The 24,357-nt window shown below is 64.3% G+C and carries 24 protein-coding genes; 13 read left to right on the top strand and 11 right to left on the bottom strand.

What is annotated here, in order from left to right; translation table 11 throughout:
• The 4 genes from G9463_RS11690 to nirK form a co-directional block, all read right to left on the bottom strand.
• Positions 1-612: a hypothetical protein gene (locus G9463_RS11690; RefSeq protein ID WP_011224468.1), complete on the bottom strand. Its 612-nt coding sequence runs from the start codon at positions 610-612 to the stop codon at positions 1-3.
• Between the two features lie 36 nt (positions 613-648).
• On the bottom strand, positions 649-1,545 hold the full coding sequence (locus G9463_RS11685; protein ID WP_165896800.1) for an alpha/beta fold hydrolase: 897 nt from the start codon (positions 1,543-1,545) through the stop codon (positions 649-651).
• A 6-nt stretch (positions 1,546-1,551) separates the two neighbouring features.
• Positions 1,552-2,295: a DNA polymerase sliding clamp gene (locus G9463_RS11680; RefSeq protein ID WP_007187874.1), complete on the bottom strand. Its 744-nt coding sequence runs from the start codon at positions 2,293-2,295 to the stop codon at positions 1,552-1,554.
• Positions 2,296-2,455: 160 nt separating this feature from the next.
• Positions 2,456-3,541 (bottom strand): copper-containing nitrite reductase, encoded by a 1,086-nt coding sequence (gene nirK / locus G9463_RS11675; protein WP_165896799.1) that lies wholly within the window; start codon positions 3,539-3,541, stop codon positions 2,456-2,458.
• Positions 3,542-3,855: 314 nt separating this feature from the next.
• On the opposite strand from nirK, the gene G9463_RS11670 reads away from it, so the two are divergent.
• Positions 3,856-4,647 carry a 23S rRNA (uridine(2552)-2'-O)-methyltransferase gene (locus G9463_RS11670; protein WP_165896798.1) on the top strand — a complete coding sequence of 264 codons (792 nt, stop codon included), beginning with the start codon at positions 3,856-3,858 and terminating at the stop codon, positions 4,645-4,647.
• A gap of 18 nt (positions 4,648-4,665) precedes the next feature.
• Here the strand turns inward: G9463_RS11670 and G9463_RS11665 are convergent, their stop codons facing one another.
• The 3 genes from G9463_RS11665 to G9463_RS11655 all read right to left on the bottom strand — a co-directional run bounded on the left by G9463_RS11665 (position 4,666) and on the right by G9463_RS11655 (position 7,992).
• Entirely contained in the window at positions 4,666-5,364 is a 699-nt protein-coding gene (locus tag G9463_RS11665) for a queuosine precursor transporter (protein WP_165896797.1), read from the bottom strand.
• Positions 5,354-5,530 carry a ribbon-helix-helix domain-containing protein gene (locus G9463_RS11660; protein WP_004960391.1) on the bottom strand — a complete coding sequence of 59 codons (177 nt, stop codon included), beginning with the start codon at positions 5,528-5,530 and terminating at the stop codon, positions 5,354-5,356. The genes G9463_RS11665 and G9463_RS11660 overlap by 11 nt, the downstream gene beginning before the upstream one ends.
• 266 nt (positions 5,531-5,796) lie before the next feature.
• The gene (locus G9463_RS11655; protein WP_165896796.1) at positions 5,797-7,992 is read right to left on the bottom strand and encodes a twin-arginine translocase subunit TatC; all 2,196 of its coding nucleotides are present in this window, start codon (positions 7,990-7,992) and stop codon (positions 5,797-5,799) included.
• A 104-nt stretch (positions 7,993-8,096) separates the two neighbouring features.
• Here G9463_RS11655 and G9463_RS11650 point away from each other — a divergent pair, with 104 nt between their 5' ends.
• The gene (locus G9463_RS11650) at positions 8,097-9,713 is read left to right on the top strand and encodes a twin-arginine translocase subunit TatC (RefSeq protein WP_165896795.1); all 1,617 of its coding nucleotides are present in this window, start codon (positions 8,097-8,099) and stop codon (positions 9,711-9,713) included.
• Between the two features lies 1 nt (position 9,714).
• A complete protein-coding gene (locus G9463_RS11645; protein ID WP_165896794.1) occupies positions 9,715-10,344 on the top strand; it encodes a histidine phosphatase family protein in 630 nt (209 codons plus the stop codon).
• An 11-nt stretch (positions 10,345-10,355) separates the two neighbouring features.
• Here G9463_RS11645 and larE read toward each other — a convergent pair whose 3' ends face one another.
• Entirely contained in the window at positions 10,356-11,228 is an 873-nt protein-coding gene (gene larE / locus G9463_RS11640) for an ATP-dependent sacrificial sulfur transferase LarE (protein ID WP_007187881.1), read from the bottom strand.
• A gap of 141 nt (positions 11,229-11,369) precedes the next feature.
• Here larE and G9463_RS11635 point away from each other — a divergent pair, with 141 nt between their 5' ends.
• The 3 genes from G9463_RS11635 (at position 11,370) to G9463_RS11625 (ending at position 15,673) form a co-directional block, all read left to right on the top strand.
• Positions 11,370-13,436, top strand: coding sequence for a helix-hairpin-helix domain-containing protein (locus G9463_RS11635; protein WP_165896793.1), 2,067 nt, complete (start codon positions 11,370-11,372; stop codon positions 13,434-13,436).
• Positions 13,437-13,519: 83 nt separating this feature from the next.
• The gene (locus tag G9463_RS11630) at positions 13,520-14,647 is read left to right on the top strand and encodes an ORC1-type DNA replication protein (RefSeq protein ID WP_165896792.1); all 1,128 of its coding nucleotides are present in this window, start codon (positions 13,520-13,522) and stop codon (positions 14,645-14,647) included.
• A 168-nt stretch (positions 14,648-14,815) separates the two neighbouring features.
• Positions 14,816-15,673 (top strand): hypothetical protein, encoded by an 858-nt coding sequence (locus G9463_RS11625; protein WP_165896791.1) that lies wholly within the window; start codon positions 14,816-14,818, stop codon positions 15,671-15,673.
• A gap of 6 nt (positions 15,674-15,679) precedes the next feature.
• Here G9463_RS11625 and G9463_RS11620 read toward each other — a convergent pair whose 3' ends face one another.
• Positions 15,680-16,465, bottom strand: coding sequence for a hypothetical protein (locus G9463_RS11620; RefSeq protein WP_011224478.1), 786 nt, complete (start codon positions 16,463-16,465; stop codon positions 15,680-15,682).
• Positions 16,466-16,632: 167 nt separating this feature from the next.
• On the opposite strand from G9463_RS11620, the gene G9463_RS11615 reads away from it, so the two are divergent.
• On the top strand, positions 16,633-17,019 hold the full coding sequence (locus tag G9463_RS11615; RefSeq protein WP_004960360.1) for a Rid family hydrolase: 387 nt from the start codon (positions 16,633-16,635) through the stop codon (positions 17,017-17,019).
• A 24-nt stretch (positions 17,020-17,043) separates the two neighbouring features.
• Here the strand turns inward: G9463_RS11615 and G9463_RS11610 are convergent, their stop codons facing one another.
• Positions 17,044-18,510 carry an MATE family efflux transporter gene (locus G9463_RS11610; RefSeq protein WP_165896790.1) on the bottom strand — a complete coding sequence of 489 codons (1,467 nt, stop codon included), beginning with the start codon at positions 18,508-18,510 and terminating at the stop codon, positions 17,044-17,046.
• Between the two features lie 96 nt (positions 18,511-18,606).
• Here G9463_RS11610 and G9463_RS11605 point away from each other — a divergent pair, with 96 nt between their 5' ends.
• From G9463_RS11605 to G9463_RS11585, 5 genes are all read left to right on the top strand, one after another.
• The gene (locus tag G9463_RS11605; RefSeq protein WP_165896789.1) at positions 18,607-19,674 is read left to right on the top strand and encodes a PotD/PotF family extracellular solute-binding protein; all 1,068 of its coding nucleotides are present in this window, start codon (positions 18,607-18,609) and stop codon (positions 19,672-19,674) included.
• Positions 19,674-20,765: an ABC transporter ATP-binding protein gene (locus G9463_RS11600; RefSeq protein WP_165896788.1), complete on the top strand. Its 1,092-nt coding sequence runs from the start codon at positions 19,674-19,676 to the stop codon at positions 20,763-20,765. The genes G9463_RS11605 and G9463_RS11600 overlap by 1 nt, the downstream gene beginning before the upstream one ends.
• Positions 20,752-21,594 carry an ABC transporter permease gene (locus G9463_RS11595; RefSeq protein WP_004960347.1) on the top strand — a complete coding sequence of 281 codons (843 nt, stop codon included), beginning with the start codon at positions 20,752-20,754 and terminating at the stop codon, positions 21,592-21,594. Before G9463_RS11600 ends, G9463_RS11595 begins: the two co-directional genes overlap by 14 nt.
• Entirely contained in the window at positions 21,588-22,394 is an 807-nt protein-coding gene (locus G9463_RS11590; protein WP_004960342.1) for an ABC transporter permease, read from the top strand. The genes G9463_RS11595 and G9463_RS11590 overlap by 7 nt, the downstream gene beginning before the upstream one ends.
• Before the next feature lie 72 nt (positions 22,395-22,466).
• Complete coding sequence (locus G9463_RS11585; protein ID WP_165896787.1) at positions 22,467-22,913, top strand: MaoC/PaaZ C-terminal domain-containing protein; 447 nt, start codon at positions 22,467-22,469, stop codon at positions 22,911-22,913.
• On the opposite strand, the gene G9463_RS11580 is transcribed toward G9463_RS11585, so the two are convergent.
• Positions 22,903-23,148: a ferredoxin gene (locus G9463_RS11580; protein WP_004960333.1), complete on the bottom strand. Its 246-nt coding sequence runs from the start codon at positions 23,146-23,148 to the stop codon at positions 22,903-22,905. The two genes, G9463_RS11585 and G9463_RS11580, sit on opposite strands and share 11 nt — an antisense overlap.
• Before the next feature lie 115 nt (positions 23,149-23,263).
• Between G9463_RS11580 and G9463_RS11575 the strand changes: the two genes are divergently transcribed.
• Positions 23,264-24,357 (top strand): DEAD/DEAH box helicase (locus G9463_RS11575; RefSeq protein WP_165896786.1); only part of this gene is annotated, 1,094 nt, incomplete at its 3' end.

Raw genomic sequence — 24,357 nt, 5'->3', positions numbered from 1 at the left:
TCAGTCTTCGATTCGCGACTCCAGTTCCTGAATGACCTCGTCGGTTGTGCCGCCGTCGCCGCGAACCGCCTGCGTGTAGCGCCTGTATTCCTTGGGGGACACCTCCACAGTCTTAGTTTCGCCTTTGTGCGAAATTTCCAGCTTCACGGTTCCGTGCGGGTCGTTGCGACGCCGGAAGCTTGCCATCGCCGTGAAGACGAACCAGAACGCCACGCACGTCCCGATAAAGTACGCCATCGTCGTCTCAAAGGCCAGTGTCTGCTCGCCGACCGTCCAGTTGTAGGGATAGGCGGCCTGAAACAGTCCGATTCCGACCAGACAGAGGACCGCGCCGACGGCGACACCACTCTGTTCACGACGGCTTGAGGGAAGCACAGCGACGACACTCAGAAACATCGCGGGGATGCCAAGGCCACCCAGTGTCCCGCCGAGCTTCTCGGCGGCGTGGGGTTCAGTTGCGCCGACGACTGCCGACAGCGGGGTCGTCACCAGCAGTATCGCCACAACCACTGCCAGCGCGCCGACACCCCCCAGGGTCGCACCGGCAACGACGCGGCGAGGGTCGCGCCCCTCCCAGCGCCGGTTGCTGTACGCGTCCCCGAGGTTCTCCATACCGGCCCGTTGGCACCCGGCCCACAAAACGGTACGTCAGACGCGCGTGCGACGCTGTGCGGCGGCCAGCGCGTCGTCGCCAGCAGCTGTCAACGTACCGAGATGGTCGCTGTCGACGCGTTCGAGCGAGGCGTCCGGAAGCTGCTGTGCGAGGGCGGTCCCCGTCGCCGGGGCAACGTTGGCGTCGTTTTGCCCCTGAAACACAGTAACCGGCACTGAAATGTCTTCGAGGGCAAACGGCCATGGCTGTGAGAGGAGTCGCTGCTCGCGGATGATCCCGCTTGGACCGCGTGCCATCGACGTGAGCATATCCGCACGGACGACCCGAGCCACCTCGTCGGCTGTCAGGGCATCCGTTTCAGGCGTCTCCTCGGCGACGAACCCGACGGCGTAGGACGGGTCCCGGCGGAGGGCGAACCATCGTTGCAGCCGGAAGAGTCGCCCGAGCGCCCACGGAGCGTGTCGGGACAGTGCTCCCACAAACTGCTGGACGCGCCCTGTCGCGCCGACTGACGGCGGGCCGCTGCTTCCCAGGAGTGCAACGCACTGTATCTCGGGCAGTCGGTGACAGGCCAGCGCGAACGCGCCGCCGCCGGAAAAACCGATGGCTCCGGCCGTGTCGACATCGAGATGGGAAAGGAGGTTCGCGGCGTCGTCCGGCCAGTCCTCGAACGTAACAGCTGCGTCTTCGGAGTTCCCGATGCCCGGCCGGTCCGGAGCGATGAGGTTGATGCCGCGTTCGCGAGCCGGCGCGGCGAGCAGCCGTGCGGCGACGTGTGATCCGGGGGTACCGTGACAGAAAAGGACCGGATAGCCGTCGGCGTCGCCGTAGGTGGCGTAGGCCAGCCGCCGACCGTCAGGGAGCGAGAGCGACTCGGTCTCGGAATCGTTCGGCAGCCAGTCGGTGGCCGGAATCGGCGGCGCGGACCCCATCCGTCGTTATTCGCTCTGGATGCGCGGCGCGAGCATATACGTGACCCGGCCCTGGCCTTCAGCGAAGCTGAAGTGCATCTTGACGGGGAACTCCTCACCGAGTTCCATCTCAACCTCGGCGTCTTTCGGGATGGCCTTGTTCATGTTCTTCAGGTAATCCAGCGAGAACAGGGAGTGGGCGTCCCCGGGCGTGAGGTCGATGAGGTCGTCGCGGGTGAGTTCGAGGTGGACATCGTCCGTGTCGCCCTCGGCGTCCACGTAGAACAGCTCATCGGTCGCGTCGACGCCCAGCGCGATGTGGTCGCTGACCATGTCCGCGGCGGTGACCGACCGGTCGATGTCTTTCCCTTCGATGACGATGTTTGCCGAGAGGTCCAGATCTGGGAGGTCAGGCTCCTGACGGATGGAGTCGGGGTCGATCAGCGCGAGGGTGTATTCGAGACCGTCGATAGAGATGTGGAGCTTCCGTGTCTCTTCGTCCAGATCGAGGTGGACGAGCTGGCCGGCGTCGGCCATACCGGCGATGTCTTCGAGGCGGGAGAGGTTGACGCCGATGAGCCCACCATCAGTCTCGTAGGACTCGAAGGCCGCCGCGTCGAGTCGCAGGTCGACCATTCCAACGTTTGCCGGGTCGACTGCCCGGATTTCCAGCCCGTCTTCTTCGAGGTGGATCTTGCACTCGTCCACCAGCACGCTCACAGAGTCGAGAGTCGCCTGGAGCGTGTCTGCGCTCACGATGGCGTTGAACATCTTGAACCGGACTATGCCCCCATCCATTAAAAAGTCCCTCATTGAAACCGCGTGCGCGCGAGCGACCGCGGACGAGAACGACAGTCGGCAGCGGCCCGTATTGTGCGTAATCAAGCCCAACCGGGAACAGACAGTGTGGCGCGCTCCGTCGTTGAACGGGTCAGGCTTCCGGTTCGAACACATCGGGGTTTGCCGCCCCTTCGCGGTTGATGATGGCCATCGTGCCCTTGCGGGCGACCCGGGAGAGCGCGTGGTCGACCAGCTTGATGGGGCCGGGCACCTCGGCGTGGAGCGTGGCGATGGCACAGGACCCCGGCTTGACCGGCGTGGTCTGGACGTACCTGTTCGGCGGTCCGGCGATAGAGCCCTGCTGCCAGACCTCGTCCCAGACGGACCCGATTGGGTGGAAACTGGAGTCGAGGTTCGGACCGCCGGTCACGAAGTACACGCGAGCGGTGTCGCCGACCGACATGCTCGGCGAACCGTGTCGGTCCGGCGTGATGGCGTACTTTTCGCCGTTCATCAGGACGTACGTCGGCTCTTCGGCCGCCATCGCCTCCATGTCGAAGTCGTGGTGCCCCTTCTCGCCGGTGTCGCCGGTAGTGTACAGTTCGTGCTGGCCGAAGTAGAACTCGTGGTCCACTTCGGGGAGCCCCTCTTTCGGCTCGACGAGTATCATCCCGAACATCCCCGAGGAGATGTGCATATCGAGGTTCGGGACGGCACAGTGGTAGATGAACGCGCCGGGGTAGGTAGCCTTGAACCGGAACGTCTTGGTCTGGCCCGGCGTGACCATCGACGCCTCAGCACCGCCACCGGGGCCGCGGACGGCGTGGAGGTCGATGTTGTGGGGCATCGAGTTCCCCTCCTCGTTCGTGATGGTGAGTTCGACGGTGTCGCCCCGGCGAACCCGGATCATCGGGCCGGGGATCTGGTCGCCGAACGTCATGTACGTGTAGGTGACGCCCGGTTCGATCTCTGCGACCTGCTCTTTGGTGGTCATCTCGACCGACACGGTCTTTGGCTCCGACCGGTCGATGGGGTCCGGGATCGCGGTCGGGTCCGCGGCAATACGGTCGACGTCGGTCTGTTGTGCGGCGTTCATAGCTGGCTCCTGTGGAGTCGTCTCCGATTCGGTCGCTTGCTCTTTTGCGCCTGGCGCGCTGGCACAGCCCGCGAGTGCGGCCGTGCCGACGCCCAGGGCTTCTAACACCCGCCTCCGCGTCGCCGTCGGAATGGTTGACATGGGGAGGTCACTTCCTACAGATTGGACTCAGTGCGTGACCTGTATATATGGGGCCGGCAGATCTCAGCCGCTGAGACGCGTTCTTACGCGGTAAGAACGACAGTGAACGTGTTCGGGTCGGTGGTAAAGCATGGCGTCTAGAACCGGTAGCATATCTTAATTTCTAGATATGACAACCGACTGGCGACTGTCGTGCAGTAGCTCGGCCGGAAACTTCGAGTCGGCATCCATTTGAGCGCTGACCGTCTCCGTGATACTATGAATACGAGTTCGCCATATTTCGGCAGTCGAGACGCTCCCGGTGTGTGGTAACCATGTCGGGCAAAGACGACTACTACAACAGAGCGAAGCAGGAAGGGTACCGCGCGCGGTCGGCGTACAAACTGCAGCAGTTAGACGACACGGCCGGCCTCCTCGGCGAGGGGCGGACCGTCGTTGACCTCGGTGCTGCACCCGGCGGCTGGATGCAGGTCGCGGCCGAGCGCATCGGCGAACGCGGGACGCTTGTCGGCGTCGACCGCCAGACAATCGACGACTTGGAGGACCCCGAACCGACCGTCGAGTACGTCCGCGGCGACATGACCGAGGACAGCACGAAAGACGAGATCCGCGATATCGTCGGGGAAAGCGACGGTAGCGGTGGCCCGGTCGACGTTGTCATCTCAGACATGGCTCCGAACATGACCGGGCAGTACGACCTCGACCACGCTCGGTCGGTTCATCTGGTCCGGCAGGCCTTCGAGGTCGCGACGGACCTGCTCGACGCCGGCGGGGACTTCTGTGCGAAGGTGTTCGACGGGCAGGACCTCGATGACCTCATCGCCGACATCGAACCGGAGTTCGAATACGTCCGCGAGGTCCGTCCCGACGCCTCGCGAGATTCCTCCTCGGAGCTGTATCTGGTGGCGAAACACCGCCTGACTGGGCCGGTCCGCGAGGGTGACATCGTCGAAGTCACGATCGACGATATCGGCGAGGAGGGTGACGGTATCGCTAAAGTCGAGAACTTCACTGTGTTCGTCAGCGGCGTCGAAGACGGCGAAACGGTCGAGGTCCGAATCGATGACGTGAAACCACGGTACGCGTTCGCTGAACCGGTCGAATAAGCCGCTTCCAGTCGTTTTTCAATCAGCGCTCGCCGGGGTCGTAACGACGTTGTTTCGCCGGGCAAAGCCGACGACAGCGTAGACGAACGGCGTGTCGAGAACGGCGATAGCGACTTTTAGCAGGTACTGGCCGACGATGAGTGCCAGCGCCTCGCTCGGCGGGACGCCCTGAAACAGGATGAAGCCGACACCGATGAAGATGACCGTATCGATAAGCTGGCTGGTGGCTGTCGAGCCGATGTTCCGGAGCCAGAGCTTCTCGCCGTCTGTTTGGTCTCTGAGCCAGTGGAAGACGAACACGTCCCAGTTTTGGCTTATGAGGTAAGCCGATAGGCTGGCGACGACGATGGCCGTGCTGGCCCCGAGGACGTTCTGGAAGGCTGCGAGGTCGACCGGCTGTGCCGCCTGCGGGAGGCCGGGCGCGAAGATGGTGCTCCAGACCAGCGCCAGCAGGACGAAGTTCATCGCGAAGCCGACGTTGACGACGACCGTCGCGGCCCGGCGGCCGTACAGTTCGGCGTAGCAGTCGGAGGCGAAGAACGTCAGCGCGTACGCCAGCGCGGCTCCGGGCAGGACGAGCGTCGACCCGGCAAGCGGGAGCGAGAACGGCAGCGAGAACGCGAGTAGCTTCGAGGCCGTCACCTGTGAGGTGACCAGCGCTGTCACGAACAGCGCGACGAGACCGACGCGCACCGCCTCCGACCGCTCACTGGTCATCGTCGAGTCGTCCCTGGCGTTTATCGATGTCGTCGAGCATGTCAAGGGTCTTTCGTACCGAGGCGCGGATAGCCTCGCTCCGGTTGACGAACTTCCCGTCTTCGCCGACGTGCTTGTCGATGTCGTCCAGCAGTTCGGCCGGGACTTCGACGCTTATCTTGGGCATATCTGAGGAATATACCGGGCATAAGCTTAGCCACTGTGGTTTATTGACCGGACGTATCGACTCGCAGGCGATCTCCAGACACCACGAGGGCTACTGCACTCACGACAGGCCGGATGGCGGAAAAGCCCAGATTTCGGCCAGTAGAGGAGCGTCTCGCGGGGCTGCTATCGGGATTTCAGGTCGTTACGAGTAGCACTGCGCGTTCCACGACTGCGACCGCGGCGCGATAATCGTCGAGGTTCACGACTCGGCGCTGCACACAGCTATCAGTCAGCCGGTTCGCTTCGGCGGTTCGTCGTCCGCCGGCCGCCCAGCGTGTACACCCAGAGGATGCCGAGCCCAAGCATGTACGCCAGCGCTGTCGGAATACCGACGATAAACATCGTGAAGATGCCGCTAGGCGAGAGAATTGCCGAGAGGGCGACGATAGCGATGACGACCTCCCGCCAGCGCTCGTACATCAGGCGGAACGGGATGATGCCGCCCTTGTGGAAGAGGAACATCGTCACCGGAATCTCAGCCAGCAGGCCGATGCCGATGGTGAGGAAGAACACGAGCCAACCGAAGTTGCTCACCCGGTAGGCGATGACCATGTTCGAGTTCAGCTGGTCGTAGGCGATCCAGGAGATTGTCGTCGGGGCCACGTAGAGGAACCCGAGCAGGCTTCCGCCGATGAGTGCGGCGAACAGCGTCCCGCCCCAGATGCCGAGGATGTTGCGGTTCCCGATGACGAGGCCGCGCTCGCGCATCGCCGGCCACGCAAAGTACAGCACCACGGGGATGACCGAGACGGCCCCGAGTATCGTCGAGAACTTGACGATAAACACGAGATGCTCGACGGGGTGGAGCGTGACGATGCTCACGTCAGCGGCCATCTCCGGCGGGAGCCGGCTGACGAACGTCCGCTGTATCGACCCGATGCCGCCCTGATAGAGGAACAGGAACGCGGCGGCGAGCACCGCCCCGAAGATGCCCAGAATCACGAACGCCCGGGAAGCCAGCGCACTGAGGATGAACTGGATGTCGTAGTAGTAGCCGCCGATCTCGTCTTCAGTGGTCTCGTCCTCGGTGAAGGCGTCGACCATGCCAGCGGTCGTCGAGGTGAACACGCCTGCGTCTTCCTCGTCCGCTTCGGCGGTCCCGTCGGCACCGTCGCCCTCGCCCTCCGGCTCTGGGTCGTCCTGGTGGGCCATGTCCCAGCGGTCGAGGACGGCCTGAGCTTTCTCCTTGTTGTCGTCCGCAAGAGCGCTGTCGGCGTGAGCAAGCGCCTCGTCCTCGGTCATCTCCTCGAACACTTCGGGGGGCGCGACCTCGACGGCCGAGGCGTTGAGTTCCTCGATGTCGATGGCCGTCGGGTCGCCGACCTGACCGGGACCGGCTTTCTCGGACAGTGCGGTTAGAACGTGGTAGTACAGAACAGCAACAGCACCGATGACACCGAATACGGCGGCGAGAAGTACTGCTGTACTCTCGACCGGCAGTCCGAACAGCGCTGGCGGCTGAATGTCGCCAGTGAGCCGGTCGGACGGGAATACTTCGGCGAACTGCTGGATGTACTGGAATGCTGGCGTCGCCAAGACGTAGTACACCACACCGCCGCCCAGCACTGCACCGCCGAGAATCGTGTTCCAGTGCCCGCGGGCGACGTTCCACGTACTCACCAGATCACCGGAGCGACGGACCAGCATCGCGAGTTTCGCCAGCGCGAGACTGATACCGTAGAGGCCACACAGCGGCGCGGCCCACATAATCTGGGTGAAGGGGTCCGGCGGCGAGAACAGCGCCCCGAAGGCGAAAATCCCCATCACCGCGTAGCGCCACTTGTCCCGGAACGTCTCGTAGGGGACGATTTCGGTGTAGGAAAGCACCGTCATCACGAGCGGCAACTGGGCGGCGAGCCCGAAGGAGACGGCCAGCAGGAAGACGAACTGGAACCACTTGACGATGGAGTACTGTGGCGTGAAGCCTGCTTTGAAGGCATCTCCGGCGAGGAAGTTGAACATCAGCGGGAAGAACAGCTCGTAGGCGTAGGCGACACCGCCGAAAAACAGGCCCAGGCTTATTGTGACAAACAGCGCGCCCTTCCAGGTCGGGATGTGCTCGGCCGGCCACCAGCCGCGCTGGCGGAGCCCGTCGCGGCCGAAGTAGATCAGCAGCGGCAATGACATGAGAATCCCGATGACGGCTCCGATTTTCACCTGCAGGAGGATGACGTCGAACGGCGTGACCGCGACGATGCTCGTGGCCTCCTGTGTGGTGAGGTCCATCTGCGAGTACAGGAGATCGGCACGCAGCGTGTCCCAGACGCCGTACTGCAGTCCCATGATCGTGCCGATCATCCCGATGACGAAGACGATGAACACCTTCTGGAGGTGCACCTGCGCCGAGCGAAGCATCGCGCCGAGCGTCGCGCGCCCGCTCTGGACCGTCTGGACGGTGTCCTCGTCGATAGCACTCGCCATCTTCTCTGTGCCTAGCCCAGTGGGCGTTATCAATTTATTCATCCCGGTGACGGCCACTGCTCGAAAAGAAAGTTTACAACACCCACCGTCTAAGCCCGGGACAGATGGAGGACGGTGACGCAGACGACGAGCGGCGCAGGCCCGATGAGCCGCCACTACCGTCCGATGACGAATCCGACGATTCGTCAATCCCCACCGACCCCGTGGCCGAAGCCGATGCCAACCGGGAAACGGACGACGTGACGGGTCCCGGTCCAGCGCCGGCCGGCGGTGACGAGGACGCTGTTGGCTCGCACGCTGCTCCAATCGAATCCGAATCCAGTGCGGGACTGTTCGACCGGGATGCGTCCGATATCTCCGCTGCTGTCCCGGCAGATGTTCCGACCGACTGGGGCAAGTCGACGCCCTCGCCGGCTGGTGGCAGTGCCACACCGACCCACGGCGGCGGGAACGCGCCCACCTACGACCCGGACGCCGACATCGTCGACGAGGGCGCGCCCGACGACGAGGAGATGCCCCTCGCCGACCACGTCGAGGAGATGGCGATGCGGCTGTTCGTCGTTGTCGGCGTGATGGCCGTCGTTGCCGTCATCGCGCTGCCGTACTCCGACGAACTCATCAACTTCCTGTGGTACTCCTTCCTCGATGGCCCGGCGAGCCAATGCGGTCAGGTCGCGACGAATGCCGATGGCAGTGTCGTCGAAGGGGCGGACTGTCCGAACGTATACAACCCGCTCGCGCTGATTCTGGCGCGGTTGAAGGTCTCCTCGCTAGTCGGCTTTATTGTCGCCTTGCCGGTGTTCGTCTACCAGACGTACCTGTTCATGCGACCGGGGCTGTACCCCCGCGAGCGACGCTACTATCTGGCCGCGGTTCCGACAAGCCTCGTTCTCGCAGCTGTCGGCGTCGGCTTCGCGTACTTCGCCGTGTTGCGGGCGATGTTCGATTACTTCATCACCTACTCCGACCGCGCGGCCGACCTGGCCTTCGGCCTGAGCGAGACGTTCAACCTCATCATCCTGATGCTCGGGCTGTTCGCGCTCATCTTCCAGATTCCGCTGTTCGTGATGCTCGCGGTGATGATGGGCGTGACGACACGCCAGTGGCTGCAGGACCGGCGGCTGTACTTCTGGGGTGGCTTCGCCGCCGTGGCGTTCCTGTTCAGCCCCGACCCGACCGGGATGGCCCCGCTCATGGTCGCCGTGACGATGATCGGCCTGTTCGAGGGCACCCTGCTGCTCCTTCGCTGGACCGGCAGCACGTCCCCGGTCCCGACGGCGGACGACCTCGCCGCGCGCCGCCCCGCCGCGTGGCTGACCGCCGGTATCGCCGGCTACGTCCTCAGCCCTGCGCCGGTCCCGACGGGCTACTACGAGCAACTGCCAGCCACAGTTACTGAGACGCTCGCATCTGTCGGCCTCGGGAACGCCACGCCGATGCTTGTCGGCGGCGGGATGATCGTCCTGTTCGAGGCGCTGGCGTACGCGAACAAGAACTACTACGGCTCGGTCAAACTCTGGCACGGGTTCCGGGCCGCCCGCCTGCCGGTGTGGGCCGTCGCCATCGTCGTCGGCTACCTCGGCAGCCCCGACCCGACGCTGTTCCGCCTCATCAACCAGTTCAGCCTCCCGAGAAACGCCGCAATCGCCGTCGCTGCCGGCCTCGTCCTCCTCTATGAGGGGACCATCGCCGTCGCGCGCTGGCGAAGCCGGGAGGAATAAAATGGGGACCCTCCTCGTCGCCCGGCACGGCGAGACGACGTGGAACCGCGACGGTCGTATTCAGGGGTGGGCCCCGAGTCGGCTGACCGACCAGGGACAGAAGCAGGCCACGGCGCTCGGAACGTGGCTCGATGAGCGCTACGGCGTCGACCGCGTCTTCGCGTCGGACCTCCGACGCACCCGCGAGACGGCCGCCGCAGCCAACGACGGCTACGGTGGCCTGCCCGACCCTGAGTTCGAGACTGACTGGCGTGAGCGCGGCTTCGGAACCATGCAGGGCCTGTACGCGGAGGAACTGCTCGATGAGTTTCCCGGCCACGACCGGGACGCGAGCGTCATCTCACTCGATGCCGCCCCGGAAGGCGGCGAGGGCATCCCGACCTTCCGCGGACGGGTCGAGTCGGCTTGGGACCGGGCAATCGCGACCACCGACGCCGGTGAAACGACGCTGGTGGTCACCCACGGCGGCGTCATCAAGGTCTTGCTGGCGAAACTCACCGATGTGGACCCGGACGCGGCGCTGGCCAAAAGCTCACAGCCGAACTGCGCGGCCAATGAAATTCGATTGGATGAGGGCAGTCCCGAACTGGTCAGCGAAGAGATGACCGGCTGGCGGACGTTGCTGGACTGAGAGCGGCTTGCTCAGTCGACGGACGGATAGTCCGCGTCGAAAACGTTGCTGACCACGTCTTCTTCGGCTGATTCTTCTGTTTCCGGACTTACGCTGCCGGTTTCGTACCCGTGGAGGTCAAGCGTCACGTGGTCGAAGCCGCAGTCCTCGATGTGATCACGGGCGGTGCGAACGAAGTCAGGGTCGAGCGCGGTTTCGAGTTCTTCTTCGCCGACCTCGATGCGGGCGAGGCCGTCGTGGTCGCGCACGCGGAACTGCTCGAAGCCCCACGTCCGCAGGAGTCGCTCGGCCTTCTCGACGCGGGAGAGGCGCTCCTCCGTGACTTCGAGACCGGTCGGAATCCGCGAGGAGAGACACGCCATCGAGGGCTTGTCGGCCACGGAGAGGTCGTACTCGCGGGCGATCTCCCGGACCTCGGACTTCTCGATGTCGTGTTCCAGCAGCGGGGAGTAGGCGTCCAGTTCCTCGACGGCGCGCAGGCCAGGGCGGTGGCCCTCGCCCGTGTCGGAGGCGTTCGTCCCGTCACACACGATGTCGATGCCGAGTTCGCGGGCGCGGTCGTACATCGCCCCCAGCCGCATCGACCGGCAGTGGTAACACCGCATGTCGTCGTTCTGCATGAACTCCTCGCTGTCGAGCTCGGAGAACTCCACGATTTCGTGACGGATACCGATTTCCTCGGCGACGCGAGTCGCGTCCGTCAGCTCGGCAGCGGGGAGCGTCTCAGATTTGGCGGTACAGGCGATGGCGTCGTCGCCGAGGGCGTCGTAAGCCAGTGCGGCGACGACACTCGAATCGACCCCACCGGAGAAGGCGATCAGCACGCCGTCTCGCGACTTGAGGTCTTCGCGGGCGGCCGCTAGCTTCTCCGAAACAGCAGACATAGAATTTCTTTCTCGGTGGAGCGCAAAAACGCCTTCGCGTTCGGTGTTCGGCTGGCCGGGCCGAGCGGTGTCGACCGCCCACTCCGCCGCCGGAGCCGCTGGCAACGGGTTTTTTCTCGCTGGCGTCGAATGGGCGGGCAGATGGAGCTCGAATCGGTTCCGGGCGTCGGGGCGAAGACAGCCGCGGCGCTCCGGGAACTAGACGACCCGGAGGCGGCACTTCGGGACGGCGACGTGGCGTCGCTCGCACGCGCACCGGGAATCAGCGAGGGCCGGGCCGCCCGCATCGCTCGCGGTGCGATCCGGGCCGAACACGACGACCCCGGTGGGTTCACCGCGACGAAACGCGCCCGAGAGATCCACGAGGATGCACTGGCCCTGTTGACCGAGCGGACAGTGACCGACTACGCCGCGAAGCGACTGGAGACGATCTATCCCAGCGGCGTCCGCAGCCGTATCGAGGAAGTCCGCTCGTTCGCCGAGTCGGCGATGACCCGCGAGCCTGACCCGGCAGTTCTCGACGCCCTCTCGGCCGTTGAGCCGCTGGCTGAACCCGGCGACGTGCGGGTCCGGGACCGCTGTCTGGCGACCCGCGACGCCGAGCGCTACGCCGACGCACAGGCCGCGATTCCGGAGGTCAGTGTCGAGGTCGTCGACGACGCCCGCCAGCTGGCCGAACTCGCCCGCTCGTACTCGACGGTCGTCGCGCTGGACGAGGCCTTCGCCGGCGTCGATATCGAGGGCGACGTACGGGTGGAGCCAAACGCGCTCGAAGAGCCCGAATCGGTCGTCCCAGAACGCATGCTCACCTTCTTCGCCCGCAACCGCGACCGGATACGGGCCGCCGCCGAGGTCCACCGCGTCGCCGACCTCGACGCGCCGTGTGACCTTGAGACGCTCCTGTCGGCGCTTGCCCAGCTTGATGCGGACGGCAGCGTCAGCGGCGACGAGGAACTCGACCGGCTCGCCACTGCTGTCGACGACCTCGACGCGGCGGTGTCGACGGCCGAGAGCGTCGCAAACGACCACCTCCGCGAGGCCATCGAGGAGCAGGACGTGACCATCGAGGGGACGGACCTGCTGTCGCTGGTCGAGCGCGGCGCGGGTGTCGACTCGTTGCTCCAGCGAGAACTGGCCGACGAGTACGCCGCCGCCGTCGGGAAGGCACGCGACCACCTCGTCGACGCGCTGGCGCTCCGGGACATGGAGGCGACGGCGCGCCGGGCGTTCCCCGACGAGCCCGCCTATCCCGTCGAACACAGCGAGGATGTCGTTGCCCGTCTCCGCGAAGAACTGACCGCGGCGCGCGACCAGCGCGCCACCCGCCGGAAGCGGGAGCTGGCAGATGACCTCGCCGAGATGCGCGAGGACGCCGCGGCGCTGGTCGACGCCGCGCTGGAACTCGACGTAGAGCTGGCGATTGCCCGCTTTGCCGACGATTTCGATTGCACGATGCCAGCGCTGACCGAGTCTGAGGGCGTCGCCATCGAGGGCGGGCGCTCCCCGCTGCTGGATGTCCCCTTCGAAGCCGTCGAGCCCGTCGATTACGCTGTCGAGGGTGTGACGGTCCTCTCGGGGGTCAACAGCGGCGGCAAGACATCGACGCTGGACCTCGTGGCGCTGGTAACGACCCTAGCCCACATGGGCCTGCCCGTTCCGGCGGAGTCGGCCCGCGTCGGCCGGGTCTCCGAACTCCACTACCACGCCAAGACCCAGGGGACGCTGGATGCCGGCGCGTTTGAGGCCACGTTGCGGGAGTTCGGCGACCTCGTCGCGGATGTCGACTACCGTTCGGGGCCAGCGGGGGCCGAGACGGGTGGAGACAGCGGGGTGACTTCGGACGACCCAGCGGCCGGGACCGACGACCGCCCGGTGATGGTGCTTGTCGACGAACTCGAATCGATCACTGAGCCCGGAGCCAGCGCGAAGATTATGGCAGGCATCCTCGAAGCGCTGGGCGAACGGCAGGCCACGGCCATCTTCGTCTCACACCTCGCACGCGACATCCGCGCGGCCGCTGAAACCGATATTAGCATCGACGGCATTGAGGCGAAGGGGCTGGAAGACGGCGAACTACGGGTTGAGCGCTCGCCGGTCAAAGGGAAGCTCGCCCGCTCGACGCCGGAACTCATCGTCGAGAAGCTCGCCGACGACGGTGCCGACGATGCCGATGGGTTCTACAGTGATCTACTCGGGAAATTCGAGTAGCGACTGCCCGAGACGCACTGACCTGTCACTGTGGGTGAAGCTGTGGCAAATGGTTAAGTGGGCCGCGAAGCTCGGTGAAAGTGATGAGTGACGACCCCGAGGACCGGATGCTCGGCTGGGACGAGTCCGTCTTTCGGGACGAACACGTCTTCGAAATCGACTGGCTCCCGGAGACGTTCAAACACCGGGATACCCAGATGGAGACGCTGAAATACGCGCTTCGGCCGGCCGTCCGGGGGTCGCGCCCGCTCAACGTCATCGCCCGCGGACCGCCCGGGACGGGGAAGACGACGGCCGTCCAGATTCTGTTCGACGAACTCACCGCCCAGACGGATGTCAAAACCGTCCGGGTGAACTGCCAGATGGACTCGACGCGCTATGCCGTCTTCTCTCGCCTGTTCGCTGAAATATTTGACTACGAGCCACCCTCTTCAGGCATCTCGTTCAAGAAGCTGTTCTCCCAGATAACCGACAAACTGGTCGAGGAAGACGAGGTACTCGTCGTCGCGCTGGACGACGTGAACTACCTGTTCTACGAGAGCGAGGCCAGCGACACACTGTACTCACTGCTGCGCGCCCACGAGGCTCACTCGGGCGCGAAAATCGGCGTCATCTGTGTCTCCTCGGACCTCGAACTGGATACCATCGACGCCCTCGATACACGCGTCCAGTCCGTATTTCGCCCGGAGGAGGTGTATTTCAACCCGTACGGACAGGCCGAAATCGCAGATATCCTGGGCGAGCGTGCCGACCGGGGGTTCAACGAAGGTGTCGTCGGCCCCACGGTGCTTGACCGCGTCGCCGAACTGACCGAAGAACAGGGCGGGGACCTCCGGGTCGGTATCGACCTCCTGCGCCGGGCCGGGATGAACGCCGAAATGCGCGCCTCCCGTTCCGTCGAAACCAAGGACGTCGAGGCAGCCTACGACAAGTCAAAATACGTTCACCTCTCCCGCCGGTTGCGGGAGCTGTCGGACTCGGAGACCGCGCTCGTGGAGGTCATCGCCGCTCACGACGGCCAGCAGGCCGGCGATATCTACGACGCCTTCTCCGAGCAGACGGATCTTGGTTACACCCGGTACTCCGAAATTATCAACAAACTCGACCAGCTGGACATCATCGACGCCGACTACACTAACGTCGAGGGACGAGGCCGCTCGCGGGAGTTGACGCTCAACTACGACGCCGACGCGGTGCTGGAACGGCTGTAAGACACTGTATTGGTTTGTTTACGCCGGTGGAAAACCCGCCCCCTGTTTGGAGACAACTGATAGCTTTCCGGACTCTGTCTGGGGTTATGACTGTTATAGATTCTTTGCTAGGAGTTAGAGGCACTATTCCGAAAGATAATTCAACACCTAACTATCTATTTTGAACAGATGAAAAGACGAAATTATATTGCCAGCCTGGGGAGCGGTCTCACGCTGCTGGCCGGGTGTGCTACGGGAGAAGGGAGCGGTGAGGGCGAGACGAACTCGACAGCGACGGAGACGGAAACCGCCACCGACACGCCGACACCGACGCCGACACCGGAGCCTGACCCGAAAGCAGTCATCACCGATGCAGGGTTGATCCGAGAACGGGGCCGGTACACCGATCTGGCACGGAGTATTACTGGCGTTGGCCTTGGCGGCGAGGCTATTGTCGGGATGGAATACAACCTCCCGATCAAAGACGGTGCCGTATCGGCTATTGCTCAGGCAACAGTGTACGACGACGCCGGCACCCAGACCACCCAGTCGTCGATGGATGTCGACAGAGTTGTACAGGACGAATCGGAGTTCATCTCACGGCAGGGGTGGTTCGCGGTCGAAACAGATGACTGGACCACCGGGACCCACACGATAGAACTGGTCATCAACGCCACAAACTACGGGACAACCAGTGACCCAATGTCCGTCGAGTTTGATGTGGTTAAGCCATTGGGTCCCGAGGATGTCGAACTTGAACTGGTCGAGAAACCGACGACCATCAGGGTAAACAAGGAGTTTGACCTGACGTACAACATCCGGAATGTGAGTGACAGGGACTCGAGCCTCGTCGTGGACACAGTATTCATCGATCATCAAGAGCTAGAAGGAATTGAACTCGAACGGGACATCACTGGGAACATCCCGAAGGGTGGCCGGGAGCAGTTCGACGAAGCAGACCTCTCATTCAGAGTGGCCGGCGAGTTCACATACCAGATTCCGGAACTCGACGTAGAGTTCCCGTTCACGATTAAACCGCCGAAATAGCACGCCTCACTCCATCTTCTCGAACGTCGTCTCGGCCCACTGGACGGCGTAGTCAGCGCCGTACTCCAGATAGGCCTCGGTGTCGAGTGCGGCAAACGGCGCGGGCAGGTCGAGGCCGTGCTTGACGCCGCTGCAGGCGAGTTCGGCGGCCGCGGCGAACTCCGTCTGGCCCTGTGCAATCTCGCTGGGGAGGTCTTCGAGGCGGGGTTGCAGGCGCTCGCCGGCGTCGTCCCACGCCGCGTACAGATCTGGATAGTCGTCGGCCCAGTCGCCGAACTCCGCGCGGGTCTGGAGCCCGAGGTACGCCGTGTACACCGCCGCTGCGAGCTGGTATCGGGCGTTCGCATCGAGGTGGTCCTCTGTGGCAGCCACGAACTCCGGGTACTGTTCGCCGAAAAAGCCCAGAAAGTGCTCGGGTTCGTCGAGGCTGACCTCGACGAGCGCCTCCGCGACGAGAAACGAGACGAAGTCGTCCGGCGAGGTCTCCAGCCGCGGTTTGACGAACACGCAGGGCGGAACCGTCTGGCGCGTCCAGGCGACGCCGCCGTCGCCGGGCATCCCGATGGTGAGGTCATTCCCGATGTACTCCTGTAGCACCTCTGGCGCTGTGGTCGGGAGCCACGCACCGTCGTAGGAAATCTGGTCGAGGCTGTCGGTCACCAGCAGGAGTTCCTCGGCGACTGCAGGGTCCAGTGTCTCGAAGTCACGGTCGCAGTTCAGTACGAGCGTCTCGGGGGCGTAGGCCGCACGTACTGCCGGCAGATCGCCGGTCAGTGAACGGTCGGTGAACATCTACGCCGAGAACAGGACGAGGTTGATGATGATGCCGACCGACAGTAGTGCCGACACGCCGATTGTTCCGAGGACGATTTTTGTGGCCTTGCTCATGCCAATGAGTATCTCGGGCCAGACATTAAAACTTGAGAAACGATTTTCGGGGTCCACAGTGAGTGTCGAGTATGCGCCGCGAACGCACTTCGACGGGCACCGCCTGGGAACAGCAGGTTGGCTACTCGCGGGCGATACGCACTGGCGATACCGTCCGTGTCGCCGGCACCATCGCTACGGATGACGGCGGGGAGGTCGTCGCGCCGGGTGACCCGTACGAACAGACGAAACACGCCTTCGGTATTGTTTCGGACGCACTGGCAGCCCTTGATGCCGCTATCGAGGACGTGGTCCAGACCCGGATGTATGTCACCGACATCGACGATCAGGAACGGGTCGGCGAGGCCCACAGCGAGTTCTTCGGCGACGTTCGTCCCGTGGCGACGATGGTCGAAGTGAGCGGGCTGGCCACACCAGAGGCCGCTGTCGAGGTCGAAGCCGTCGCAGAAGTCGAGTAAGGCGCTGGGCGACTCTCTCCGCGATTACTTGTCAGTCCTGCCGACACCCGCGCGGCGGGCGACGGCACGCCACTCCCCGGAGCGGAACCGACCGACATTGACAGCGGCTTTTAAGTAGAAATCGCCGATCAGCGCGGCGAAGATAGCCGGCAGGCCGAGTCCCAGCCCCGGAGAGAACGAAACGCCGATGACGGGGATCGGTATGACGAACGCCGTCGGCAATGCGAGCGCGGCGACCGGGAGGCGGTAGCAGTAGCTTGCAAGCACGGTCCCGTACAGCGGCCACCGGGTGTCACCAGCACCCCGAAGGCTTCCGCGCATCGTCCGTGACATCGAGAAGCCAGCGACGAGCAGTCCGAAGACGCGGACAAACGTCGCCGCCAAGTCCGGGTAGGCGGTCCCGAACAGGGACACGATGGGGCGGGCGAACACCACGAGGAGCAGCGCGACGGCCAACTGGACCGCGAGTGCGACACCGAGCGACTGCCAGCCGTACGCCGTCGCTTCCTTCGGGTCGTCCGCGCCCAACGACTGTCCGACCAGCGTCGACGCAGCGGTCGCATAGCCCCACGCCGGCATCAGCGCGAGCAGCATGACCCGGCGGCCGATGGCGTAGGCCGCGAGCGTCGGCGTGCCGAGCACGCCGAGAATGAACAGAAACGGGAACCGACCGAACGTCTGGAGCAGGCGCATTCCCGACAGCGGGAGCGCAACACGGACGAGTTCGGTCAGCAGGCCGAGGTCGAACTGCTTGCCACCGAGCGGGAGCGCCGTCGCGTACCGACCGGAGGCCAACAGTCCGAAGAAGATGACTGCAGCGAGCGTGTTCGCTGCGACAGTCCCCCACGCAGCCCCCGCGATTCCCATCGGTGCAATCGGTCCGAAGCCGAATATCAACACGCCGTTGAGCACGACGTTCGTCGGCACGGTCAGCAACCGGACGTACATCGGCGTCCGCGTGTCGGCGCTCCCCGCGAGGGCACGAGCGGCGACCATACTCCAGAACCGCGGCACCATCGACAGCATCACAATCGCGAGATACGTCGCGCCGTACTGTATTGCGGCCGGGTCATCGGAGAGAACGTCGAGCAGCGCAGTCGGATACACCCACGCGACAGCAGTCAGTGGCAACGATAGCACGATTGCAAGCCACAGCGACTGCTTGACGGCTAGATTTGCCCGGTCCGGCTGGCCGCTCCCCTGCAGGCGGGAGACGACGCTAATTGTGCCAGAGGAGACTGCGAGTGCAAGTCCGAACCCCACGAAGTAGTACTGAAATCCCAGTTCGAGACCGGCCAGCGCGGCGTCGCCAAGTGCCAGACCGACCATCAGAAAGTCCGCGAGCCGCAGCAGGATTCGTAGGCCGCCCGTGACCATCACCGGCGCGGCCAGGTCCGTCGCCTCAATGGCCCGGTCCCGGTCGACAGCATCCAATCTGGAGAGCGCGACCGGGACGGTGCGTACCAGCCGGCGGAGGGCGTCGCCGAGCACAGTTGTGCCACGGCGAGCAGGCAAACGTAGCTTACGACTTCGATACCCCGTAGGATTGCACACAGCGCTTATCTACGCAAATCCCTTTCTATGGCTATGGATCAATCCGCCTCTAGACGGTCGTTTTTGACCGGTGTCGGGGCTGCTGCCACCGCCGGGCTTGCCGGGTGTACAGGCCTCGGATTCGGGGACCAGACGTTGACGATGATCGACTGGGGGTACGTCTACAGTAACGACGTCATCGAAGCCTTCGAGGAGCGCCACGGGGTGACGGTGGAGCGACAGGCCGCACAGGGGTCGGCCGAGACGCTCGCGCAGTTGCGGGCCGGACGAGCCGATTACGACCTGGTGCCGCTTGGCAACTACGCGGTGACGCCGGCGATGGAAGAGGGCTACCTCCAGCCGCTCGACCTCGACCAGGTGCCGGCATACGACGACGTGTTCGACTTCCTGAAAGCGGATTACTTCGAACAGGACGGCGAAGTGTACGGGATTCCCCGGAGCTTCGGCCAGACGCCGCTCGCCGTCAATACTGACATCGTCGAGCAGGATGTCACCGCGCTGGCTGACCTCTGGACCGAACCGCTCGCCGGCGTCGTCGGTGGTCGCGACGACGCGCGGCTACAGGTCCTGTACCGAAACGCCGCGAAAGGCGAGCCGCTCAACCCGACACGTGCCGACGACGTGGACTTCGATTCGCTCCGGACCGACCTCATCGACCGACTGGAACTGACTTCCGGGCTCTGGAACAACGGAGGCGAGTCAGAACAACTGCTCCGCAGTGAGGAGGTCGGTGTCCAGCCGGTCTGGAACTACGTCATCCAGTCGATGCAGTCCGACGGTATTCCCGTCGAGCGGGTCTACCCCGCTGAGGGAACGAAAGCGTGGTTCATCCAGCACTGTATCCGAGACGGTGCGGAGAACCCCGAGCTGGCACACACTTTCATTCAGGAGTGGCACACGCAGATGGGCTACAAGTCGCTGATGGAACCGAGCAATATCGCCGTCCCGAACGAGCAGGTATTCTCTGAACAGGACGTCGAGAAGGCGGCGTACGGACTCGACGACCCGGACCAGTTCATCTACGAGGAACCGAAACCTCAGCCGCTCATTGAACAGTACACTGAGACGTGGAACCGGGCAAAGACGGAGGCTGATCTGTAGTGAATGCGCTCGCTGTCGACGGTCTCGGCAAGACCTTCGACGGAGCGCCTGCCGTCGACGATATCTCGCTGACTGTCGGGCAGGGGGAGTTTTTCTCGCTCATCGGACCGTCCGGCTGCGGCAAGACGACGACGCTCAGGATGCTTGCTGGCCTCCTTACGCCGGACTCGGGACAGGTGCTGCTCAATGGACAGGACGTGACGGACCGACCCGCCCGCGAGCGAGCGACGAACATGGTGTTTCAGGACCTCGTCCTGTTCCCCCATATGAGCGTCGCGGAGAACGTCGGCTACGGGCTGGCCCGAAGTGGTGTTACAGAGCCGGAGCGCGGACAGCGCGTTGAGGACGCTCTGGCACTGGTCAATCTGGCGGGATTCGGCGACCGTGACCCGTCTGACCTCTCTGGCGGCCAGCGCCAGCGGGTCGCACTGGCCCGGGCGCTGGTCAACGACCCGGCGATACTGCTGCTTGACGAACCGCTTGCGTCACTCGACCGGGCGCTTCGGGAAGATATGCAGGCGGAGTTCCGCCGGATACAGCGCGACAGCGACACGACCTTTCTGTACGTCACACACGATCAAGAGAGCGCGATGAGTATGTCCGACAGAGTCGCCGTGATGCGGGACGGACGCATCGTCAACGTTGGCCCGCCTCGCCAGCTGTACACGGACCCACAGACCCGGTTCGTCGCGTCGTTTCTCGGTGACGCCACGTTGCTAGACGGCGACGTTATCCGCCGCGAGGGTCCCGACGTTGTTGTCCAGACCGGTGCTGGACCACTTCGGGCTGACGCAGACGCAGCGAGCTATGCCGTGGGCGACACGGTGACGGTCGCAGTCCGACCGGAAGCAGTGACACTCGGCGGCGGCGACCTGACCGGCACCGTCACCGATGTCGCGTACAAGGGCTTCTACGAGGAAGCGACCGTCGATTGCAGCGGTGCGGAACTGGTCGTCCGACGCGAACGCAACACGGCGGCACCGGACACCGCAGCATCCGCTGACGGCGGCACAGACCTCCCGTTCCGCGTCGGCGAGACCGTCGAACTGGGCGTGAGCCGGGCTGTTCTCGTCAGAGATGAGCGTCGCTAACACACCCGGTCGGCTCCGGGACTGGCTCGTCGCTGGCAGCCCGCTCCTGCTGGCACTGGCACTGGGCGTGTTTCCGCTCCTGACGCTGTTCGTCGAGAGCATCGGCCCCGGCCTCGGCGGCGAGAACTACGCGGAGGTGCTGTCGCCCCTGTACCGCGGCGCACTGCTGTACTCTATCGGCGTCGGTGTCGGCGTCACTGCTGTCTGTCTCGCCGTTGCGTATCCGATTACGTACTGGATTGCCCACCGGTGTCCGGACCGGTACCGGCTCATCGCGCTGGTCTCAGTGACGCTGCCGCTGTGGCTCAATTACGTAGTGCTCAACTACGCTTGGGTGTGGATTCTGGCCCGGGGCGGCGTGGTGAACCGAATCCTCGTCGGGACAGGCCTCCTCGATTCGTCCCTTGACCTCCTGTACAACAATATCTCGATGGGGATCGGGTTCGTGTACATCTACCTTCCGTACGTCGTCCTGACGATGTATGTCTCGATGGAGCGGCTCGATTACCAGCTCATTGAGGCCGCACGAGACCTCGGCGCGAGTGATGTCCGGGTGTTTCTCGACATCGTGCTCCCGCGAACGCTTCCCGGCGCGGCGGCGGCGACGCTCATCGTCTACGCACGCATCGCCGGGGCGTTTGCGACCCCGGAAATACTCGGCAGTCCCGGGAACGTCATGATTGCACGGCTCGTCGTTCAGGCGTTTCGGCAGTACACGAACTACGGGTTCGCGGCGGCGCTATCGTTCGTGTTCCTGCTGCTGGTGCTTGGAACGCTCGGGCTCGGGGCGCTTTCGCCGCGAGTCAGACGGGAGTTACGACAATGGTGAGCCGCGTCACGCGGCTGGCTGAACGCGGGGCTGGCCGGCTCCCGGGCATCGTTGTTGCGCTGACGCTCGTGTTTCTGTACACCCCTGTTCTCGTCATCGGGTATCTGTCGCTCTCACCGGCCGGCCAGCCGACGATTCCCATCGACGCGTTCTCGCTGCGGTGGTACACCGCAGTTCTGACTGACACACGGTTCATCCGGGCGCTACTGACGAGCCTCGGCATCGGCGTCGTCACAGCTACTGGTGGGACTGCGCTGGGGCTGGCCGGCGCATACGTGATCGTTCGGAGTCAGCTCCCTCAGCTTGCCCGTCGAAGCATCGCCGTGATTATCGCTCTGCCGTTGTTCGTTCCAACCGTTGTTGTTGCGTTCGGCATCGGGCGCGCCAGTGCGCTCGTCGGCCTCGGCTACGGCTACCTTCCGGTCATCCTCGGTCATCTGTTCTGGGTACTCCCGTTCACGACGTTTCTCATCGCCGCCCGCTACGCGGAGCTAGACGACCGTCTTTCGGCTGCAGCCCGCGACCTCGGTGCCGACGACCGGACTGTGTTCCGGACGATCACAGTCCCGCTGTTGTGGCCGGCACTGATGGCGAGTGTACTGTTCGCGTTCGCGCTCTCGTTCAACGAGTTCCTCATCACGTTCTTCCTCGCCGGGTCGAGCGTGACGACGGTCCCACTGGAGATATTCGGCAAGGTCAGAATCGGTGCCACGGCCTTTCTGAACGCGGCGAGCGTGCTCGTTATCGTTGTCAGCGCTGTGGCGGCCGGTGTGGCTTCGACGCTGCGCCGTCCTGTGTGAGCGGTTCCAGCCCCCAGTCGGCTCCCCGAACCGGCGGCACGCTTTTGTCACCGAGCACCGAGCGCCGAAGTGATGCCAGCTATCGAAGTCGGCGAGACGTTCACCGAAACTCGGACGTTTCGACCCGAAGATGTCGACCAGTTCGCCGCTCTCTCCGGAGACGACCAGCCCCGCCACACGGAACCCGATGGGGACGGCCGGCGGATGGTTCAGGGGTTGCTCACCGCGTCACTGCTGACCAGTATCGGCGGCGACCTCGAAGTGCTTGCCTCGCGGATGGACCTGCAGTTCCAGCGCCTGGTGTACACCGGTGAGACGCTGGTCTGTGAACTAACAGTTGTGAGCGCTGACCCGCATACCGATGGTGGCGTCGCTCTTGTGGGCGATGTGGCTGTCCGGCGAGTCAATCGCGACGATAACTCTGGTCAGGCTGACACAGCCGCCCCGAACTCGGCAGATAGTGCTCCCGCCGGAACCGTCGTGCTTGAAGCGACCGTCGAAGGACTAATCAGGGAATGAGCTGTTCGCCGTCGTCATCGTAGATCGTGATGGCGTCGACCGGACAGGTCCGGGCCGCGAACTTCGCGTCCAGTTCGGCGTCGTCTGGGACCTCCCGGACGAACACGTCCTCGTCCTGTTCCTCACTGTCCGCCAGCACCGCTTTGCCGGCGTCCTCGTCGCGCTCGAAGGCGTCCCACTCCGCGACACACTGGAACATCCCGATACAGGTGTCATAGTCATATTCGACTCGCATACCCTGTGTTGGCCGCTCGCGGGCAAAGGCGTTCCCCTCGGTGCTCGATGCGCCAGCGGACCGACGCGGTTGCAGTGCGACAGTTTAAATCGGGGCAGGACCCAAGCGGAGTGTAATGGACGTTGCGGACCTGCCGGGCGTGCCCGAGTGGCTCCCGGACCACCTGCGCGACGACGGCATCGAAGAGCTGTACCCGCCACAGGCCGAGGCCGTCGAGGCCGGCGTCACCGAGGGGGAGAATCTGGTCGCGTCGATTCCGACGGCGAGCGGAAAGACGCTCATCGCCGAGCTAGCGATGCTTTCATCGGTTGCTCGCGGCGGGAAAGCGCTGTACATCGTTCCACTGCGAGCGCTGGCCAGCGAGAAGCAGGCCGACTTCGAGGAGTTCGAACAGTACGGCCTCGATATCGGCGTCTCGACGGGGAACTACGAGTCCGAGGGCGGATGGCTCGCCGACAAGGACATCGTTGTCGCCACCAGCGAGAAAGTGGACTCGCTGGTCCGCAACGACGCGCCCTGGATCGAGGACCTCACCTGTGTCGTCACCGACGAGGTCCATCTGGTCGACGACGGGGAGCGAGGGCCGACACTGGAGGTGACGCTGGCGAAGCTCCGGCGGCTCAACCCCGACCTGCAGACCGTCGCGCTGTCGGCGACCATCGGCAACGCCGAGGCGCTGGCGACGTGGCTCGATGCGGGGCTCGTCGACTCTGATTGGCGGCCTATCGACCTCCAGAAGGGGGTCCACTACGGGCAGGCGCTGCACCTCGAAGACGGGAGCCAACAGCGGCTTTCGGTACAAAACAACGAGAAGCAGACGGCGGCTATCGTCCGCGATACGCTGGAAGACGACGGGTCGACGCTGGTGTTTGTCAACTCCCGGCGTAACGCCGAGGCGGCAGCGGGCCGGCTAGCGAACACGGTTCGGCCCCACCTCAGTACCGAGGAACGGGACCAGCTGGCCGACATTGCCGAGGAAATTCGGGATGTGAGCGACACGGAGACGAGCGACGACCTCGCGGACGCCGTCGCGGACGGGGCGGCGTTCCACCACGCCGGACTCTCCCGGGGCCACCGCGAACTCGTCGAGGACGCCTTCCGAGACCGGCTGGTGAAGGTCGTCTGTGCGACGCCGACGCTCGCGGCCGGCGTCAACACGCCCTCCCGGCGCGTTGTGGTCCGCGACTGGCGGCGCTACGACGGCTCGGC

It is taken from the genome of Haloarcula sp. JP-Z28, from assembly GCF_011440255.1.
GTDB classification, from domain to species: Archaea; Halobacteriota; Halobacteria; order Halobacteriales; family Haloarculaceae; genus Haloarcula; species Haloarcula marismortui.
Note: the sequence above shows the minus strand (reverse complement) of the source record. Positions and strands in the feature narration are given on the sequence as shown.